The 18,288-nt window shown below is 60.4% G+C and carries 17 protein-coding genes and 1 pseudogene; all 18 read left to right on the forward strand.

What is annotated here, in order from left to right:
* Positions 1-55: 55 nt before the first annotated feature.
* Complete coding sequence (locus tag J6525_RS35350; protein WP_225648106.1) at positions 56-1,318, forward strand: serine hydrolase domain-containing protein; 1,263 nt, start codon at positions 56-58, stop codon at positions 1,316-1,318.
* Between the two features lie 465 nt (positions 1,319-1,783).
* Entirely contained in the window at positions 1,784-2,884 is a 1,101-nt protein-coding gene (locus tag J6525_RS35355; RefSeq protein ID WP_225648107.1) for a hydrogenase small subunit, read from the forward strand.
* A gap of 13 nt (positions 2,885-2,897) precedes the next feature.
* Positions 2,898-4,688, forward strand: a complete 1,791-nt coding sequence (locus tag J6525_RS35360) for a nickel-dependent hydrogenase large subunit (RefSeq protein ID WP_225648108.1) — start codon at positions 2,898-2,900, stop codon at positions 4,686-4,688.
* A complete protein-coding gene (gene cybH / locus J6525_RS35365; protein WP_249796272.1) occupies positions 4,678-5,400 on the forward strand; it encodes a Ni/Fe-hydrogenase, b-type cytochrome subunit in 723 nt (240 codons plus the stop codon). The genes J6525_RS35360 and cybH overlap by 11 nt, the downstream gene beginning before the upstream one ends.
* Positions 5,401-5,411: 11 nt before the next feature.
* On the forward strand, positions 5,412-5,993 hold the full coding sequence (locus J6525_RS35370) for a HyaD/HybD family hydrogenase maturation endopeptidase (protein WP_225648109.1): 582 nt from the start codon (positions 5,412-5,414) through the stop codon (positions 5,991-5,993).
* 15 nt (positions 5,994-6,008) lie between these two features.
* Positions 6,009-6,299 carry a HypC/HybG/HupF family hydrogenase formation chaperone gene (locus J6525_RS35375; protein ID WP_092090206.1) on the forward strand — a complete coding sequence of 97 codons (291 nt, stop codon included), beginning with the start codon at positions 6,009-6,011 and terminating at the stop codon, positions 6,297-6,299.
* 201 nt (positions 6,300-6,500) lie between these two features.
* On the forward strand, positions 6,501-6,947 hold the full coding sequence (locus tag J6525_RS35380) for a hypothetical protein (protein WP_225648110.1): 447 nt from the start codon (positions 6,501-6,503) through the stop codon (positions 6,945-6,947).
* Positions 6,944-7,807, forward strand: coding sequence for a hydrogenase expression/formation protein (locus tag J6525_RS35385; RefSeq protein WP_225648111.1), 864 nt, complete (start codon positions 6,944-6,946; stop codon positions 7,805-7,807). Before J6525_RS35380 ends, J6525_RS35385 begins: the two co-directional genes overlap by 4 nt.
* Before the next feature lie 715 nt (positions 7,808-8,522).
* Positions 8,523-9,614 carry a hypothetical protein gene (locus tag J6525_RS35390; RefSeq protein ID WP_225648112.1) on the forward strand — a complete coding sequence of 364 codons (1,092 nt, stop codon included), beginning with the start codon at positions 8,523-8,525 and terminating at the stop codon, positions 9,612-9,614.
* On the forward strand, positions 9,607-9,948 hold the full coding sequence (gene hypA / locus J6525_RS35395; RefSeq protein WP_069279816.1) for a hydrogenase maturation nickel metallochaperone HypA: 342 nt from the start codon (positions 9,607-9,609) through the stop codon (positions 9,946-9,948). The genes J6525_RS35390 and hypA overlap by 8 nt, the downstream gene beginning before the upstream one ends.
* Complete coding sequence (gene hypB, locus J6525_RS35400) at positions 9,948-10,907, forward strand: hydrogenase nickel incorporation protein HypB (protein WP_225648113.1); 960 nt, start codon at positions 9,948-9,950, stop codon at positions 10,905-10,907. The genes hypA and hypB overlap by 1 nt, the downstream gene beginning before the upstream one ends.
* The gene (gene hypF, locus J6525_RS35405; protein WP_225648114.1) at positions 10,904-13,159 is read left to right on the forward strand and encodes a carbamoyltransferase HypF; all 2,256 of its coding nucleotides are present in this window, start codon (positions 10,904-10,906) and stop codon (positions 13,157-13,159) included. Before hypB ends, hypF begins: the two co-directional genes overlap by 4 nt.
* Before the next feature lies 1 nt (position 13,160).
* Positions 13,161-13,397 (forward strand): HypC/HybG/HupF family hydrogenase formation chaperone, encoded by a 237-nt coding sequence (locus J6525_RS35410; RefSeq protein ID WP_081334788.1) that lies wholly within the window; start codon positions 13,161-13,163, stop codon positions 13,395-13,397.
* On the forward strand, positions 13,394-14,536 hold the full coding sequence (gene hypD, locus J6525_RS35415) for a hydrogenase formation protein HypD (RefSeq protein ID WP_141342615.1): 1,143 nt from the start codon (positions 13,394-13,396) through the stop codon (positions 14,534-14,536). Before J6525_RS35410 ends, hypD begins: the two co-directional genes overlap by 4 nt.
* The gene (gene hypE, locus J6525_RS35420) at positions 14,533-15,579 is read left to right on the forward strand and encodes a hydrogenase expression/formation protein HypE (protein ID WP_225648115.1); all 1,047 of its coding nucleotides are present in this window, start codon (positions 14,533-14,535) and stop codon (positions 15,577-15,579) included. Before hypD ends, hypE begins: the two co-directional genes overlap by 4 nt.
* 205 nt (positions 15,580-15,784) lie before the next feature.
* Complete coding sequence (gene ald / locus J6525_RS35425; protein ID WP_225648116.1) at positions 15,785-16,897, forward strand: alanine dehydrogenase; 1,113 nt, start codon at positions 15,785-15,787, stop codon at positions 16,895-16,897.
* A 702-nt stretch (positions 16,898-17,599) separates the two neighbouring features.
* Positions 17,600-17,794: a 4Fe-4S binding protein gene (locus J6525_RS35430; protein ID WP_057018034.1), complete on the forward strand. Its 195-nt coding sequence runs from the start codon at positions 17,600-17,602 to the stop codon at positions 17,792-17,794.
* 190 nt (positions 17,795-17,984) lie between these two features.
* Positions 17,985-18,288: pseudogene (locus J6525_RS35435) on the forward strand (Fe-S cluster assembly protein SufB); the annotation flags it as partial.

Below are 18,288 nucleotides of genomic sequence, written 5' to 3' on the forward strand. Positions count from 1 at the left end.
CTAACCGAGCGGCAGTATCGCAGGTCAGATCGGCCCTTTTCTTGGCGAGGATACCATGAACAAACTCGTTGCGGCCGCGGCGGCTGCCGGTATCAGCTTCAATTCAGCTCACTGCGCGCCTTTGCCCGAGGCGAGGGCCGATGACGTCGGAGTTTCCAGTCAGCGGCTTGCCAGACTGGACGAGTTCTTCGCTCGGGAAATCGCAACCAAACGCGTGCCGGGCGCAGTGGTTGCAATCGCCAGAGACGGCAAGCTGATTCACTACAAGGCGTATGGGCAGCTCGATCCTGAAAAAAGAACGTCGATGCGGCACGATGCGATATTTGCGCTCGCATCTATGACCAAACCGATGGTGGCGGTTGCCGGCCTCACCCTCACAGAACAAGGTCGCCTGCCTCTGCGGGCCAAACTGACGGATTACTATCCCGAATTTGCAAAGATGAAGGTGGGAGTGCCGCAGCCTGACGGCTCATTGAAATACGAAGCGCAGAGTTCTCCGATTTACGTCCACGATCTTTATCGCCACACATCAGGGCTCACCTATGGTGCGCCACCGGATAGCGCAGATCAGGTGGCGCGTCTCTATCCGGATTTCGCAGCTCCGCCGGTCAAGGGCGATAAGCGGGCTTTCATCGAAGCCATTACCAAGCTGCCGCTGGCGCACCAACCTGGCACGGAGTTCGAATACGGCTTCTCGACTGACGTGCTTGGAGCTGTCGTGGAGCAGGTTAGCGAGCAGCCGTTGGGCGAGTATCTTTCCAGCAACGTGTGGAAGCCGATCGGAATGCTGGATGCCACTTTTCATTTGTCGACATCGCAACGCAAGCGGTTGGCGCGTCCATTTAGAGACGACCCGCTGACCGGAAAGCCACAAAGCATCGAGCTCCTCGAAAGTCGGACGAGGTTTGACTGCGGGGGAGCCTGTGCATTCGCGACAGTTGGTGACTACGTGCGCTTTGGGCAAATGCTGCTAAACGGCGGGGAGCTCGATGGGCGGCGGATCCTCGGTCCGAAGACTGTGCATCACATGATCTCCAACCACCTTGGGCCAGAGATCAAAAATAAGGTCGCTCATGTGGAGCCGCACCGCGGCGGCTTTGGGTTCGGGCTCGGAGTGGCTGTGCGCATAAGCGAGGGTCTCTCGGCCGTTCCAGGCAGTCCAGGTGAGTTCACCTGGACCGGCGCTTACGGAACACAATTTTTCTGTGATCCGAAGGAGCGCTTGGTCGTGGTGGTCGGCACGGCCGCGCCCGGAGAGATCCGCAAGTATTACCGCGAGCAGGTCCAAAATATCGTCTATGCCGGAATAGTTCGATAGTTTGCTGCCGTCGGAAATGCTCGATGAACAGCTTGGATGACTGGCAAATTATGCTTGCTGCTGCGGACAGACATCAAACCTGAAAGGACAGCAAGGTCGTTTGCCGACCCGCGTCGGACGATCGGGCCCAGTGCTTGGAACGAGCCATTGATCGAAATCGGTGATCAGTACGGTGCCGCGAACTGCGACAATTATCGTGCGGCGGCCGTACTTGAAGAGCGAGTATGACGCCGTCGCCGCCAGGAGCGAGCCATTGTGATGCATTGTTGGAGTTCTCACGTCGACGGTCCAAACCGGACACCATAAGCACGACAAGTGGTCAATTGCGCAGCTTGCGCGTAGCTCGCCAATCCTGCTGCAGATCCACAAGCGACGGCTTGGTATCCGTCAGTTGCTGTGCAGTGGCCTATTTCTTGCTGCTGAACGTCAGCATCGTTACGGCTGACGCGTCACTTGGAAGGGCTCATGGGCGGGATAGAGGAAACCTTCTACAGCGTGATCAGACGTCAGGGTATCACGCGTCGCAGTTTCCACAAATTCTGCAGTTTGACGGCCGCGAGCTTCGGACTCGGTCCGCTCGCAGCAAGCAGTATCGCCAATGCCCTCGAGACCAAACCGCGTATACCCGTCATTTGGCTGCACGGGCTCGAGTGTACCTGCTGCTCCGAAAGCTTCATCCGCTCAGCGCATCCGTTGATCAAAGACGTGCTGTTGTCGATGATTTCACTCGATTACGACGATATGGTCATGGCCGCGGCTGGGCACCAGGCCGAAGCCGTCCTGCAGGAAAGCCGTGCCAGGTACAATGGCAAGTATGTGCTTGCCGTAGAAGGCAACGCGCCGCTGAACGAGGGAGGCATGTTCTGCATTGACGGCGGCAAGCCGTTCGTTGAGAGACTCAGGTGGATGGCGGAAGCGTCCATGGCGGTCATTGCTTGGGGGACCTGCGCATCCTGGGGCTGCGTTCAAGCGGCCAGGCCCAATCCGACCGGTACTGTGCCTATCGACAAGGTGATCTCCAACAAGCCGATCGTCAAGGTTCCCGGGTGTCCCCCCATCGCAGAGGTCATGACCGGCCTCGTGACCTTCATAACCACGTTCGGAAGGCTTCCTGAACTCGATCGCCAAGGGCGCCCAAGGATGTTTTATTCCCAGCGCATCCACGACAAGTGCTATCGGCGTTCGCATTTCGACGCCGGCCAATTTGTCGAGGAGTGGGACGATGAGTGCGCCCGCAAGGGCTACTGCCTGTACAAGATGGGCTGCAAGGGGCCGACCACCTACAATGCCTGTTCGACGCTTCGCTGGAATGGGGGCGTTTCATTCCCTATTCAATCCGGCCACGGCTGCCTCAGTTGCTCCGAAGACGGCTTTTGGGACAAAGGTTCGTTCTACGATCGGCTCACGGCCATCCAGCAGTTCGGCATCGAGAAGAACGCCGATCAGATCGGGATGGCCGCTGCCGGCGCGGTTGGGTTGACCGTAGCCGCACATGCGGCGGTCACGGCCGTGAAGCGATTGACCCGCAAGCCGGATCGCGCAGCTCATAAAAATAAGCCAACTTAAGGGGAGGACGACGGTGGCCGTCCAGACACCGAATGGGTTCAACCTCGATCGTTCCGGCAAGCGAATTGTAATCGACCCGCTGACCCGGATCGAGGGCCACCTGCGCGTCGAAGCCAACCTCGATTCGAACAACGTGATCCGCAACGCGGTCTCGAGCGGGACGATGTGGCGTGGCATCGAAGTCATCCTGCGCGGGCGGGATCCGCGCGACGCCTGGGCGTTCACCGAGCGGATTTGCGGTGTCTGCACCGGCACCCATGCGCTCGCCTCCGTGCGCGCCGTTGAAAATGCACTTGGGATCGCCATTCCGGAGAATGCCAACTCGATCCGCAACATCATGCAGCTGTGCCTGCTTGTGCATGATCATCTCGTGCATTTCTATCACCTGCACGCGCTGGATTGGGTCGACGTGGTCTCCGCGCTCAAGGCTGATCCCAGGTCCGCCTCGGCGCTGGCGCAGTCCATCTCGCCCTGGCCGCTGTCGTCTCCTGGCTATTTCAAGGATTTGCAGATCAGGCTCACCAAGTTCTTCGGGTCAGGGCAACTCGGTCCGTTCAAGAACGGCTATTGGGGGCATCCGGCTTACAAGCTGCCGCCGGAAATGAACCTGATGGCCGTGGCGCATTATCTGGAAGCGCTCGACTTCCAGAAGGAGATCGTCAAGATCCAAGCCATCTATGGGGGCAAGAATCCGCATCCGAACTGGCTGGTCGGCGGCGTGGCCTGCGCGATCAACATCGACGGAAATGGTGCGGTTGGCGCGATCAATATGGAGCGGCTTAACCTGGTGTCCTCGGTCATCGACCGTTCGATCGAGTTTGTCGAGCAGGTCTATCTGCCCGACATCGCAGCGATCGGCTCGTTCTATAAGGACTGGCTGCATGGCGGCGGGCTTTCTAGCAAAAGCGTGATGTCCTATGGCGACATCCCCGAAAACGCTAACGACTGTTCCGCGAAAAGTCTCAAGCTGCCGCGCGGCGTCATTCTTGGCGGCAATCTTGAGGAGATTTTGCCGATCGACCATGGCGATCCCGAGCAGATCCAGGAATTCGTCGCGCATTCATGGTATAAATACCCTAGCGAGTTCAGCGGCCTCCATCCCTGGGATGGCGTCACCGAACCGAATTTTGAGCTAGGGGCAAAGGTCAAAGGCAGCAGAACAGATATCAAGGAACTCGACGAAGACGGCAGGTATTCCTGGATCAAAGCGCCGCGTTGGCGCGGCCACGCGGTCGAGGTGGGGCCATTGGCGCGATACATCATCGGTTATGCGCAAGGCAAAGCCGAATTCAAGGAGCCGGCCGAGAGGCTGCTCAAGGGGCTCAATCTTCCGTTGAGCGCGCTGTTTTCGACGCTTGGCCGTACCGTGACGCGGGCACTCGAATGCCAGTGGGCGGCGCATCAGATGCGCTATTTCCAGGACAAGCTGGTCGTCCATATCAAGCAAGGCAATAGCGCAACTGCCGACGTTAGCAAGTGGAAGCCGGAAGGCTGGCCTAATGAGGCCAGGGGCTACGGTTTCACTGAAGCGCCGCGCGGTGCGCTCGGGCACTGGATCAAGATCAAGAACGCCAAGATCGACAATTACCAATGTGTCGTGCCGACGACATGGAACGGGTCTCCTCGCGACCACCAGGGAAATATTGGCGCTTTTGAAGCCTCCCTGATCGGTACTCCGGTCGCCGATCCGCAGCGGCCCTTGGAGATCTTGCGCACGATCCATTCCTTTGATCCGTGCCTGGCGTGCTCGACCCACGTGATCAGTCCTTCCGGCCAAGAAATGGCTTCAGTCGATGTTCGTTAGGTCCATACTGGACAAGGCTCCGAAAACCGTTGCCATCGTCGATGCAGCGCCGACTGTTCACGGGGCCGCCTACGTTTATGAAGCGCCGGTGCGACTGTGGCACGCGGGCAATGCGGTGGCCATTCTGGTGCTGGGCATAACCGGTTATCTCATTGGAACTGGGACACCGGCAATGCCGGGGGAGGCTAGCGACAATTTCCTGTTCGGCTATATCCGCTTTGCGCATTTCTTGGCGGGATATGTGCTCGGCGTCGGATTTATGCTGCGCATCTACTGGGCCTTGATGGGAAACCCGCATGCCATGCAGATCTTTTGCGTGCCGCTCTGGCGCAGATGCTTTTGGCGCGAAGTGTACGACGAAATGCGCTGGTACGCCTTCCTTGCAGCTGAGCCCGAAAGGCACGTCGGGCACAATCGGTTGGCTCAGCTCGCGATGTTCTTCATGTTCACGCAGACCACCACGTTCATGATCGTCACGGGCTTTGCACTTTACGGGCAGGGCGTCGGTCGTGACAGCTGGCAGTACAAGTCGTTCGGCTGGGTATTTGCAATCTGCCCGAACGGTCAAGACGTCCGTACCTGGCATCATCTCGGCCTGTGGATGATCGTGACCTTTGCGCTGGTCCACATTTACGCGGTGATCCGGGAAGACATCATGTCGGGCCGGAGCATCTCCTCGATGATTTCGGGGCAGCGTCAGTTTCGCGATTGACCGGGAGGCGGATGCTGAGTCCGGAGAACAAGAAAAGGATCCTGGTGCTCGGCGTCGGCAATATCCTATGGGCCGATGAGGGATTCGGCGTGCGGGTGGTAGAGGAGTTTTATCGTCGCTACACCATCGATGACAACGTCTCCATCCTCGATGGTGGCACGCAGGGGCTCTATCTCGTCAGTTTTCTCGAGCAGGCCGATTGCCTGATCGTGTTCGATGCCGTCGATTATGGACTTTCTCCCGGACAGTTGAAGCTCGTGCGAGATGACGAGGTGCCGAAATTTACCGCTGCCAAGAAGCTGAGCCTGCATCAGACCGGCTTTCAGGAGGTCTTGAGTGCGGCCGACCTGCTTGGTCGCTGCCCGCGAGAGCTCGCTCTGATCGGCTGTCAGCCGCTGGACCTGGAGCATTGGGGCGGTCCGTTGACTGCACCGGTGCGTGTTCAGATCACGCCTGCGATCGAACTGGCCTGCAACCTGCTGGCCCAGTGGGGCGCACCGGCAAGACCGCGGACCGCCCCGCTGCCTGCATCGGAACGGCTGTTGGGGAACAATATCGACCATGTCAATTATGAAAGGGCGCAGCCGATCTAGCGGCCGCGGTTATCCATGTGCCTTGGCTTACCAATGACGATTGTTGAGACCGACGGCGTCACGGCGCTATGCGAGTATGGCGGTGAAAAGCGGCGTGTCTCGGTCATGCTGCTCTCCGGCGCGATGGTCGGCGCCAAGGTGCTCGTCCATATCGACACAGCGGTGCGGCCCTTGGAGGAGGATGAAGCAAGGCGAATCTCGGAAGCACTCGACGGGCTCGAGGCTGGTCTCAACGGCGAGGACTGCGATCGCTTCTTTGCGGACTTGATTGGTCATGAGCCGCAATTGCCCGACCATCTACGCTAGCGGGGTGCCGAGCGCGGACATCGTGTTGCCGGCCCCTGCTCACGAACCGATTTGCAATCGTAGGCAACTTTTACAGAGAAAATGTAAAGCGCTTACAGCCACTGCTCCGGCCGGGAATGCGATCGCAGCGAGACGATCATTGGCATGTGCCTTGCTAAGACCTCGCCGAGAAGAACCCGAAGACTATCGGAAAGGCGTCTGATGAAGTTCCAGCCGGCTCAGCATGATCTGGCGCGGCCTGGTCTGTCCGAGGTGGAGAGAGCGGGCGGCGATGCTCATCTGGCCGGGCAGGATCCCGGGAAGAAAGGCGTGGAGCTGCCGTCGGCAGTGGGCCCCTTATATTCACGCTGGGCGATCCACGTCGCAACCGCGCTTTCTGAACAGACCAAGGCGCTCCGGCGGCCCGTGCAACGGGTCGTAACCGCACGCGGCGCCGGTGACGAACCGGGCGGGCGGCTCGGCCTGCGTGGCCCGCCGAGGCCGATCGAATGCCCTCAGCGCGCTACACTGCGCCTGGTCGGCAAGAGTCAGGTCCGGTTGGACAAGATCGCCCCCATGTCGGCATCGATCGTACGACCACAAGCGGGTACCGCCTGGATCGCCAATAGCATTGCCATTCGGCACGTTCACCGGAACGTCGGATCATGAAAACGGCGGCCCGCAACGGAGACGAAAGCCCTGCGTCGCCGATGAGCGCGCTTCCTGTGGATGCGGATAGTCTCGACGTCATCCATAGCGGGCCCGCGGCTGTGGGGGCGCTCGCCGAGCGCGTTTGGTGCGATGGCGGCGAGCTTGCAAGAAACTGTCCGAATGCCATCGCCCTGTTATCGAACGCCGCTGCTGCCGCTCGCGGCCAGCAGAGCGGCGCACGCACGCAACTGTATGGGCTCGCGGATCTCAGTGATCCCGAGCGCAAGCTGATTGCCGAAGTGCTTGGGGAAGGCGAGGTTGCCGGCTTCGTTGCGCTACCAGATGGCTCTCTGGCGGAAATCAAGGAGTCCGTGCTTGCAGGAATTTGGCGCGTGCGCACCGGGACTGAACCGGCGCACGAATACGTTGAGATCGGGGCGATCCCGCAGATTGTGCGACGCGCCGCAACAGACCTGACGTCGACCGATCTGGTGATCGGTGCGGCGCCGAACGGCGCAATGAACGTGTTGCCGGTGCTCGCCGAAATACGCGAGAGGGCCCGCGTCTGGCGGCATGGCATGCGCGCGCATGTCATCAATCTGACACTGCTGCCGATGAATACCGTTGATCTGGCGTTTCTGCAGCAGAGCCTGGGCAATGGTCCGGTCCAACTCATCTTCCGCGGCTACGGCACATGCCGGGTGCAAGCGACCGGGATCCGGAACGTCTGGTCGGTGCAGTTCTTCAACTCTATGGACACCATCATTCTCGACACATTGGAGGTCGGCGACGTGCCGATTGTTGCGTTGGCTGCCGACGAGGATTTCGAGGATTCTGCCGAACGTTTGCAGGAAATCATGAAGGCTTACGTCTCATGAAGAGCTTGGAGACTGTTTGGCGTCCGGTCGGTTCTCACAGCCGGCGCGCGCGCAATGTGGCCTTGGCTGAATCGTGCGCAACCACCGGAGAACGATGGCGACGCAGACTGCTGCGCGAGCGCGTTGCGCGCGAAAAACTAAAAGCTGCTTCGGCTTTCGTGCGTCCAAGGCCGGCTTTGCGTCGGCTGAAGGTGATGCTTGAGCGTGGACAGGACTTTCGCAGGCGCAAGCACGCCGAGGTGTCGGCGTCTGACGAGATGCTCGTAGCAGCCTGTTGGGATATCGCCGGTCGAGCCATGCGCACGCGATCGGTCTTGAACGATCCATGTCCAGGGTCGAAGCGATCGGGTTTCGCACGCGCAGAAGGTAGGTGCGATAGCGTAATGGGCGCGCTTTGGGCCATGAAGGTGGCCGTCTGCCTGGGTAACTGCACCTGCTCAAGGCATGCTGGGCAGAGGTCGAACCTGCGCTCAGTTCGATCCGGTGACGTTGAACTTGTTTTCAGCGAAATCGCGCCGTTGAGCTCGAGCACCTGTTGCTTCCTGCTCTCGGCGAGTTCCGCACGCAAAGACGTGGGTGGCGCCATTGCCGAAGTAGCGGTCCCTGCCATGGTGTGGCCGGACTACCGCCGAACGCAACGTCATTTCCAAGCATCACATCTTTATTCGATCAATCGGCGGCATTTCTTGCGCGAGATGGTGGCAGAGCGGTGCGCATGAGTCTTATCGCCCGCAACAAAATCGATGTCACCATATCGCTTGCTGCCGACGTCATCGCCGCGGTCGAGATCCTGCCGCGAGCCAGGCCGCCGCTGGCGCGGCTGTTCGCCGGCAAACCGCCATCGTCGTTGCTCAATGCGCTGCCGCAGCTCTTCACCTTATGTGCCGCTGCGCAGCAGGCCGCATTGCTGTCCGCGATCGAAGCGGCGCGTGACGAAGAGATCATCCTCGCGACAAAGCAGCGTCGTATGATCATGGTCGTTGCCGAACGCATCTCAGAATTGCTGCGGGCTCTCTTTGTCGCGCATCCTGCGCCGAACGCCAGTGCGGCGGCGATCCGGTCCCTTATACGGGCATTGTCCATGCTTGTCGGCAGCGCCCGGCCAGCTCGCGGCTCTGCTCGACGCGAAGCGATAGCTCAGATTGTTGCTGCGCTCACTGCACTTGGCATGCCGAATGAAGATGGCGTGCCAAGGCCCGGCAGCCCGTCCGCGCTTTGCATTGCAGCGCTTGATGAGGTCGACTTGAAGTCCATCCGGATCGCGCACTCGTTCCTGTCCGTCGCCGACGACCGCAACATCGTTGAACGGCTGCTCGGCGATGACCCGACATTTTGCCATTGTCCCGACCTTGGGGGCCGTGCGCCCGAGACAGGTCCATGGGCGCGCCAAATGACGCGTGAGCGGCTCTGGCTGGGGCGGTCCGGTCCGGTTGAGCGGCTGAAGGCCAGAATTGCAGAGATCGTTCGGCTATGCGATTGGCTCAAGTCCGGTGCTCATATCGACGCAGCGGAGCCTGGGATCGTCGAAAGCTACAGGTTAGGTCCTCGACGTGCAGCGGCCGCGGTGGAATGCGCCAGGGGTCGCCTCTATCACGCGGTTGAGCTTGATCCTCAGGGCCAGATACACCGCTTCGAATTTCTTGCTCCGACGGAATGGAATTTCCATAGGCGCGGACCGCTTGTCCGTAACCTGCAGGGCGCGGTGCTGACGGCGAGACGGCATCAGAAAGCGGTTCGTGCGGTGATCGAATCGCTTGATCCCTGCGTCGGATTCACACTCAAGTTTCGCAAAGTTGACGATGCATGAAATGGCCCTTTGTCAGAGCATCATCGAAATCGTCGAGGAAGAAGCGCATCGCCGATCGTTTTCGCTGGTGCGGAGCATCCGTCTGGAGATCGGGGCCTTGAGCCATGTCACGCCGCAAGCGATCAGGTTCTGCTTTGGTGTCGTCGCAACGCGGACCATTGCCGAGGGCGCGGCTCTTAGAATCATCGAACGCCCCGGCGAGGCCTGGTGCATGACCTGTTCGAAGAGCGTCGAGATTGCACGGCGCGGTGAAAGCTGTCCTTGTTGCGGCAGCTACCAGTTGCAGGTCACCGCGGGCGAAGAGATGCGGGTGAAAGAGCTGGAGATCGATTGATGTGTGGCGTATGCGGCTGCAGCGAAGGGACTCCTTCGACCGAGCCCTCCGAAGCGAATAATGCGCAAGGCCGAGCTCGCGACTATCCTCATGTGCAGGACGATTGCGATCGCCATGAGGCGCATCTGCATAACGACCAGGACCTGCAGCGTTCAAAGCATGCTCGCCACATCCATGATCACGATCATCATCCTGGCCGTCGGAGGGCGGATGCTGGGCAAGCGATTCTGGACTGCAGCGCCGGCCCGGCTGGCTTGAAGGTCGCGGACATGCGCCGCGAGCGGGTCATTCAGATCGAGCGCGACATCCTTAGCAAGAATAGCAGGATCGCGGCGGATAACCGCGCGCTCTTCGTGGCCGATGAGCTCCTCGTGTTCAATCTCGTGTCCAGTCCCGGTGCAGGCAAAACTTCGCTGTTGGTCCGCGCCGTGTCCGAGCTCAAGCGCAGCCGTCCGATCGGGGTGATCGAAGGCGACCAGCAGACCTCGAACGATGCCGAACGCATTCGCGCGACCGGCGTGCCAGCCATTCAAGTCAATACCGGAAAGGGTTGTCATCTTGATGCTGCTATGATTGGCGGAGCTTATCGCCGCCTGCCGCCGCTCATTGGCGGTATCCTCTTCATCGAGAATGTCGGTAATCTGGTCTGTCCCGCGGCCTTCGATCTTGGCGAGGCCTGCAAGATCGTGGTGTTGTCGACCACTGAAGGTGAAGACAAGCCGCTCAAATATCCGGATACATTTGGCGCTTCTTCACTCATGCTGATCAACAAGGTTGATCTGGCGCCGCTGCTTGAATTCGATTTGGGCAAGACCGTCGAATATGCAAGACGCGTCAATCCAAAGATCGAAGTACTCACGGTTTCGGCGCGGACCGGCGAGGGTTTTGGCGGGCTCTACGCCTGGATCGATAAGCAGGCAGCGCATCACAGGCGCGCCTTGGAGGACACGAGGCGATGAGCGCCACCACCTGCGACCGAACACGGCTGCGCGTGCGCGTGAGCGGGGCCGTGCAAGGGGTCGGCTTTCGCCCCTACGTTTATGGCCTCGCCACGCGGTACGGATTAGCGGGGTTTGTCGTCAACAGCTCCGAGGGCGTCACCATCGAAGTCGAGGGTCGCCGCGCGCCCGAGTTTGTCGCCGCATTGCCGCTCGAACTGCCTCCACTGGCACACATCGACCGCATCTGCGTTCAGCAGACTGGGGCGCTCGCGACAAAAGGCTTTTCGATCGGCACGAGCGAGGGTGGCAAGTTATCAGCGCGGATCGTCGCCGATGCCGCGACGTGCCAGCAATGCCTGAGTGAGCTGTTCGATCCCGAAAATCGCCATTACCTTTATCCGTTCGTCAGCTGTTCCCATTGCGGCCCGCGCTATACGATCGCCGAACAGCTTCCGTATGATCGCCACAACACGGTCATGAAAGCTTTCAGGCTGTGCGCTGCCTGCGCGGCCGAATATGCCGATCCAGCGAGCCGCAGGTTTCATGCGGAGGCGATCGCGTGTCCGATATGCGGTCCTCGGCTCAGCCATGGGATCAATGCCATTGTCGCGGCGATCGCCGGCGGCCAAATCGTGGCCATAAAGGGGCTCGGCGGATATCAACTGCTCTGCGATGCACGCAACCAGGACGTCGTGCAGCGATTGCGCAGCAGAAAGCACCGCCTTCAGAAGCCGTTCGCGGTCATGGTCGGTTCCACAGAGCTGGTCAACGAAATCGCAGAAGCGAATGGGGCCGAGCTTGCGCTGCTTGAATCCGTAGCACGTCCCGTTGTCCTTCTGCCTTCGCGCAATAATCTGGCGCCCGCCATAGCTCCTGGCTTATCGCGCGTTGGTGTCATGCTGCCGGTCGTGGCACTGCATCACCTCATCTTTCACGCGCTTCGCTCGACGGGAGCGTGGCTTGAGGGGGCGTGCCCGGTCATCGTCGCAACCAGCGCCAATTCTTGCGGCGAACCGCTCCTGATCGACAATGCGCAGGCGCTGTGGCGGCTCGAAGGGATTGCAGACCTAGTCGTAACCCATGATCGCGATATCCTGACACGTGCCGATGACTCCTTGCTGTCGGTGGTGGCCGGCCGGACCCAATTCGTACGCCGCGCACGTGGCTACGTCCCCGAACCGATCCGGCTTGCGAGGTCTGTGCCGGTCGTGCTCGCCGTCGGCGGCGCGCTGAAATCGACTGTCACCATCACGCGGGACAACGAAGCCTTCGTCTCCCAGCATATAGGCGATCTCGATACCGCCGAAGGCATCCGCGTGTTCGAGGAGACGATCCGCCACCTCGCATCGACCCTTGATGTGGAGCCTGTCGTCATTGCCCATGATCTGCATCCCAATATGGCATCGACCCGCTTTGCGGAAGCAAGCGGCCGGGCCCTTATCGCCGTCCAGCATCACCACGCCCACGCTGCCGCCGTCATTGCTGAGCATGGCCATGCCGGACCGGCGCTTGCCCTGGTGCTCGACGGCCATGGCTTCGGTTCCGACGGCGGTAACTGGGGTGGCGAGCTGTTGCTGTGCGAAGGAACAAGGTGTCGACGCATCGGGCATCTCGCGCCTTTGCAAATGCCTGGTGGAGAGCGGGCGGCGCGCGAGCCGTGGCGTATGGCAAGCGCAATATTGCAGGCGCTCGGCCGGGGTAACGAAATCGGGCCTCGCTTTGCTGCGCAGCGGCAGGCTGAGCGCATGTCGGTATTGCTCGATCAGCCGGGCGGGGCCACCACGACCAGCGCGGGCCGGTTGTTCGATGCCGCGGCAGCGCTGCTGGGAATCGCATGTGTGCAGAGCTATGAGGGCGAAGCCGCGATGAAGCTCGAGGCGTTGGTGCGGCGGACTGCGATTTTCGATACCGGCTGGACCATCGACCGCGGCGTATTATCGCTTCGTCCACTGTTTGCGCGGTTGATTGCAGACGACATCGACGCGGCGGAAGGAGCCGGGCTGTTTCATGGCACCTTTGCCGCCGCTTGCATTGACTGGGTCAGTCGCTCTGCACGGAAAACAGGCGTCAATACCATCGTTCTAAGCGGCGGCTGCTTTCTGAACGCGGTGCTGGCGGATGAAATTGAGCGCGGTTGCCGCAGCGCAGGCCTCACCCCGCTGGTGCCACGGCAGCTGCCGCCCAACGATGGAGGTTTGAGCCTCGGCCAGGCGTGGATTGCCGCTCTGCAGATTATTGAACGGTCTGCAGCCCTGGAAGGAGTAGCCTGATATGTGTCTTTCGGTCCCGGCAAAGGTATCAAAAATTCTTCCCGACGATATGGCGATCGTGTCCATCGATGGGGTCAGCCTGGAAATATCGATTGCTCTCATCGAAGAGCTCGACGTCGGCGACAGCGTTCTGGTCCATGTCGGTTATGCGCTCTCCAAGATCGACCCGGCAGAAGCCACGCGCACGTTGGAGCTCTTGCAGGAGCTCGGCAGTGCAGGGCAGGAACCCCGACCATGAAGTATGTCGACGAATTTCGTGACAGGACCATCGCACAGGGACTTGCGCGGGCAATTGGCGCCGAAGCCGGTGCGCGACGGGCTTACAGGTTCATGGAATTCTGCGGCGGACACACTCATGCGATCTCCCGCTACGGCCTCGAGGATTTGCTGCCCGCGAACATTCGTATGATCCACGGGCCCGGTTGTCCCGTCTGCGTTCTGCCCGCCAGCCGGATTGACATGGCGATCCGGCTCGTCGAGCGGCCGGAGGTCACTCTGTGCGTCTATGGCGACCTGATGCGCGTGCCGGGGTCGCAGGGGCAGTCCCTGATGCGAGCCAAAGCCCTCGGAGCAGACATTCGGATGGTCTATTCGACGCTCGACGCTATCCGGCTCGCCGAACAGGTGCCAAGCCGGGAGGTGGTCTTCTTTGCCATCGGATTTGAGACCACGACGCCGCCGACCGCGGTGATGATCCGGATTGCCGAAAAGAAGCGGCTGAGGGGCCTTAGCGTGTTCTGCAACCATGTGCTTACGCCCTCTGCGATGCACAGCATTCTCGAGAACCCGAAGATGCGTAATATCGGCGGGGTCGCGATCGACGGCTTCGTTGGTCCTGCACATGTCAGCACGATCATCGGTACGCAGCCTTACGAGCCCCTGGCGGAGCAATTCGGCAAGCCGATCGTGATCGCGGGATTTGAGCCGCTCGACGTGATGCAGGCGATCCTGATGCTGGTACGCCAGGTAAACGAAGGCCGTTACGAGGTAGAGAACCAGTACAGCCGTGCGGTGACCCGCCAAGGCAACCGACGCGCCAAGGACGAGGTTTCGCAGGTATTCGAATTGCGTGAGCAGTTCGAATGGCGTGGGCTTGGGCTCGTCCCCAACAGTGGGCTGAAGTTGAAGCGGGCTTACGCGGGATTTGACGCCGAGGCGCGTTTTGCGATGCACGAGCTGCGTGTCGCCGACAATCCGGCATGCGAGTGCTGCGCGATCCTGCGCGGCGCCAAGCGGCCGGTCGATTGCAAGCTGTTTGGAACCGTCTGCACGCCAGAAACACCCGTCGGGTCCTGCATGGTCTCCTCGGAAGGCGCTTGTGCCGCGTATTGGACCTATGGCCGAGTTCGCGATGACCAGGTGAGGCGGATGTCATGAGCGTAAAGGCCTATCAAGGCAAGCTCGACGTCGACAACGGACGCGTTGATCTTTCCCACGGATCCGGAGGCCGTGCCATGGCGCAACTGATCTCCTGCGTTTTTCACCAAGCCTTCGGTAATGAATGGCTTGCCCGCTGCAATGATCAGGCGGCGTTCGATGTTGCGGCAGGCAGGATGGTAATGACGACCGACGGCTATGTCGTTTCGCCGCTGTTCTTTCCCGGAGGCAATATCGGGTCACTGGCTGTGCACGGCACGATCAATGATGTCGTGATGGCCGGCGCACGTCCGCTCTATCTATCGGCCAGCTTCATCATTGAGGAGGGGTTCCGGTTTTCGGATCTCAGGACGATTGCACAGTCGATGGGCGAGGCGGCGCGCGCTGCCGGCGTTTACATCATCACTGGAGACACCAAGGTCGTCGAGCGCGGCAAGGCGGACGGCCTGTTCATCTCTACGACGGGCATCGGGTTCCTGGCCGATGGCCTCGATCTCTCAGCGGACAAGGCAAGGATCGGGGACCGCGTGCTGGTGTCCGGCAGCCTCGGCGACCATGGAGTGGCGATCATGTCAGCGCGCCAGCACGCTGCTCTTCAAGTTGAGATCATCTCGGATTCCGCATCGCTGCATGACTTGGTGACGGTCATGATGACGGCCGGTGGGCGCGGCATCCGGGTGATGCGTGACCCCACGCGGGGCGGACTTGCCGCCGCTCTCAACGAGATTGCGCATCAATCGGGCCTCGGGTTTCGTCTGCAGGAAGCGGCCATTCCCATAAAGCCCGCCGTTGCGGCCACCTGCGAGCTTCTTGGGCTTGATCCGATCCATGTCGCCAATGAGGGCAAGCTCGTTGCGATCGTCGCGCCTGATGTGGCCGACGCCGTGCTTGCAGCCATGAAGGCGCATCCACTCGGGTGCGATGCAGCCGATATTGGCGAGGCGGTCGCTGACGAACACAAATTTGTGCAAATGGCGACCAGTTTCGGCAGCGGACGAATTGTCGACTGGTTGTCGGGCGAACAATTGCCTCGGATCTGTTGAACACACCGCACCCGTTTGCGGCGAGCATGCGGGAATGGCGGTTAAGCTCAAAGAGCAAGTCATTCAATCCGCTTCGCATCTGTGGGTTTGAAATCCTGCGTAGCTGGCGAAAGATCGCTGAATTTCTGCGCCATATACGCGCCTGGATCGCAATATCGCTGCGCTCTTCCGATTAAAAATGCCCCTCCAGGCAGGGAGTTTTCAAATGAAGGTCGGGGTCCCCAAGGAAATCAAGGCGCACGAATATCGCGTGGGCCTTACCCCTGGAGCCGTCCGCGAATACGTGGCAGCGGGCCACCGCGTGATGATCGAGACCAATGCCGGTGCCGGCATTGGTGCAACCGATGACGATTATCGCGCCGTCGGCGCAACGATCCTGGCTTCTGCAGGCGAGGTATTCGCATCGAGCGAGATGATCGTAAAGGTTAAGGAGCCTCAGCCGTCCGAATGGAGCCAGCTGCGGGAGGGCCAGATCCTCTTCACTTACCTGCATCTGGCGCCAGACCCGGAGCAGGCCAAGGGACTCCTCAAATCTGGGTGCACCGCGATCGCCTATGAGACCGTAACCGATGCTCATGGGGGCCTTCCACTGCTGGCGCCGATGAGCGAGGTCGCGGGTCGGCTTGCGATCGAAGCGGCGGGTAGTGCGCTGAAGCGCAGTGCAGGCGGACGAGGGCTGCTAATCGGTGGAGTGCCCGGTGTTCAGCCGGCTCGGATCGTGGTGATCGGGGGTGGCGTCGTTGGCACGCACGCGGCACGCATGGCGGTCGGTTTGGGCGCGGAGGTCACCATCTTCGACCGTTCGATACCCCGGCTCCGCGAGTTGGACGAGCTATTCGAAGGTCGCGTTCGTACCAGGTTTTCCACCATCGAATCCGTAGAGGAGGAAGTATTTGCGGCCGATGTGGTAATTGGTGCGGTGCTCGTTCCAGGAGCGAGCGCACCGAGGCTGGTCCGCCGGAGCATGCTGAGCTCAATGCGCAAGAGCGCGGTCATCGTGGATGTCGCTATCGATCAGGGCGGCTGCTTTGAGACATCGCATCCAACCACCCACGCCGATCCAACTTACGAGGTGGATGGCATCATCCATTATTGCGTGGCCAATATGCCCGGCGCTGTGCCGTTGACCTCGAGCCAGGCACTGAACAACGCCACTCTGCCATTTGGTTTGGCTTTGGCCAACAAGGGTTTTTCCGCCGTGCTCGAGAATCCGCACCTGCGCGCGGGTCTCAATGTCCATCGAGGCCGGCTCACTTACAAGGCGGTTGCCGAGAGCCTCGGGCTCCCCTTCTCTCCGATCGAACAGGCTGCGGCCTGATCCCAGAGGCCCCACACGGGCGTTTCCTCCCTGACTTGGGCCACCCTTCGGGGTGGCTTTTTTTTGGGCTCTATCAACCTGCAGAGCGCCGCTGGCATGTCCCTGGAACGCGGAACGAAGGCCGACGCGTCATGGGAGACAAACTGTTCGTCCAATAGAGGGTATATGAATGCACGTCTGCGGGTAATCCGATAGGATTGAGTATTGCCTGCAACGGCTCGCCCGGTGGGGCCGCGATCATCAAACCGACTTTTATCGGCTATCTGCGCGATCAGTGCGACATTTCTGGTCGTGCTGTGGAGATGCGCATCGGATTGGTGACGACTGCACCGGCTCTTCATCGTAGCGCGCTGTCGCTAAATCCGCCGCCGTCCGTCAGCAGAACCGATATGATCGGCACTGGCGAACCTGACGCAGTAGCGGAGCACTCGGAGGGGACGGTGCCGATCTGTAGCTGCGCTACCGCGGCCATCTGAAAGATCAGCCGGTGGACGCGGTTGACCTCGTTGGTCGACTGCCGCCGGATCGACCATGGGCTCAAGCTAAGGCGTCCTGCCGTCATGCACATTGTCGCATTTGCGACAACCGTTGAGGCGGCGACAAGTGCTTTGGAAAATAACCGAGACAAATCAAGCCCAGGCTCTTTGGCATAAGACTTGAACGCAAGAAGCGGTCCCTCACTTTTGCTATGGAATCGCAGTGATGCCCTACAAGATAATCGCGTCCCAGTGCACTGTCTGCGGCGCGTGTGAGTTCGAATGTCCCAACGCCGCGATCAGCCTGAAGAACGACATATACGTGATCAATCCGGCCCAGTGCACCCAATGTGAGGGGCATTTTGAGGCGCCGCAATGCGCTGTCGTTTGCCCAGTGCCCGACACCTGCGTGCCGGCATAAGAGACTAGCCGATGAGTGGGGCTCCGGCACACATGATGAAGACACCAGCGAAGGCGGTGTCTATCTGGATCGGTCACCCGGTTTTCTCACTCGCTGGTCCCCCGTTGGCTGTGACTTGCGCGATCGGCTCGGAGGGGACGCAGGCGGACCGTCGTCGGCCGGAGTTGTTCGTGCGCGAGCGGAGGGGGCAATGGTAGCTGTACAAGAGACGGTCGAGCGCGTCCGGCGCATCGACGTCGACCAGTATCGATATGGGTTTGAGACGCTGATCGAGTCCGACAAGGCCCCGAAGGGGCTGTCGGAAGACACCGTCCGCTTCATCTCCGCAAAGAAGAATGAACCGGCCTGGATGCTGGAATGGCGCCTGGAGGCGTATCGCCGCTGGCTGACCATGACCGAGCCGACCTGGGCGCGCGTCGACTATCCGAAGATCGACTACCAGGACATCTACTACTACGCGGCGCCGAAGCCGAAGAAGACGCTGTCCTCGATCG

This window comes from Bradyrhizobium australafricanum, from assembly GCF_020329495.1.
In the GTDB taxonomy this organism is placed as follows: domain Bacteria; phylum Pseudomonadota; class Alphaproteobacteria; order Rhizobiales; family Xanthobacteraceae; genus Bradyrhizobium; species Bradyrhizobium australafricanum.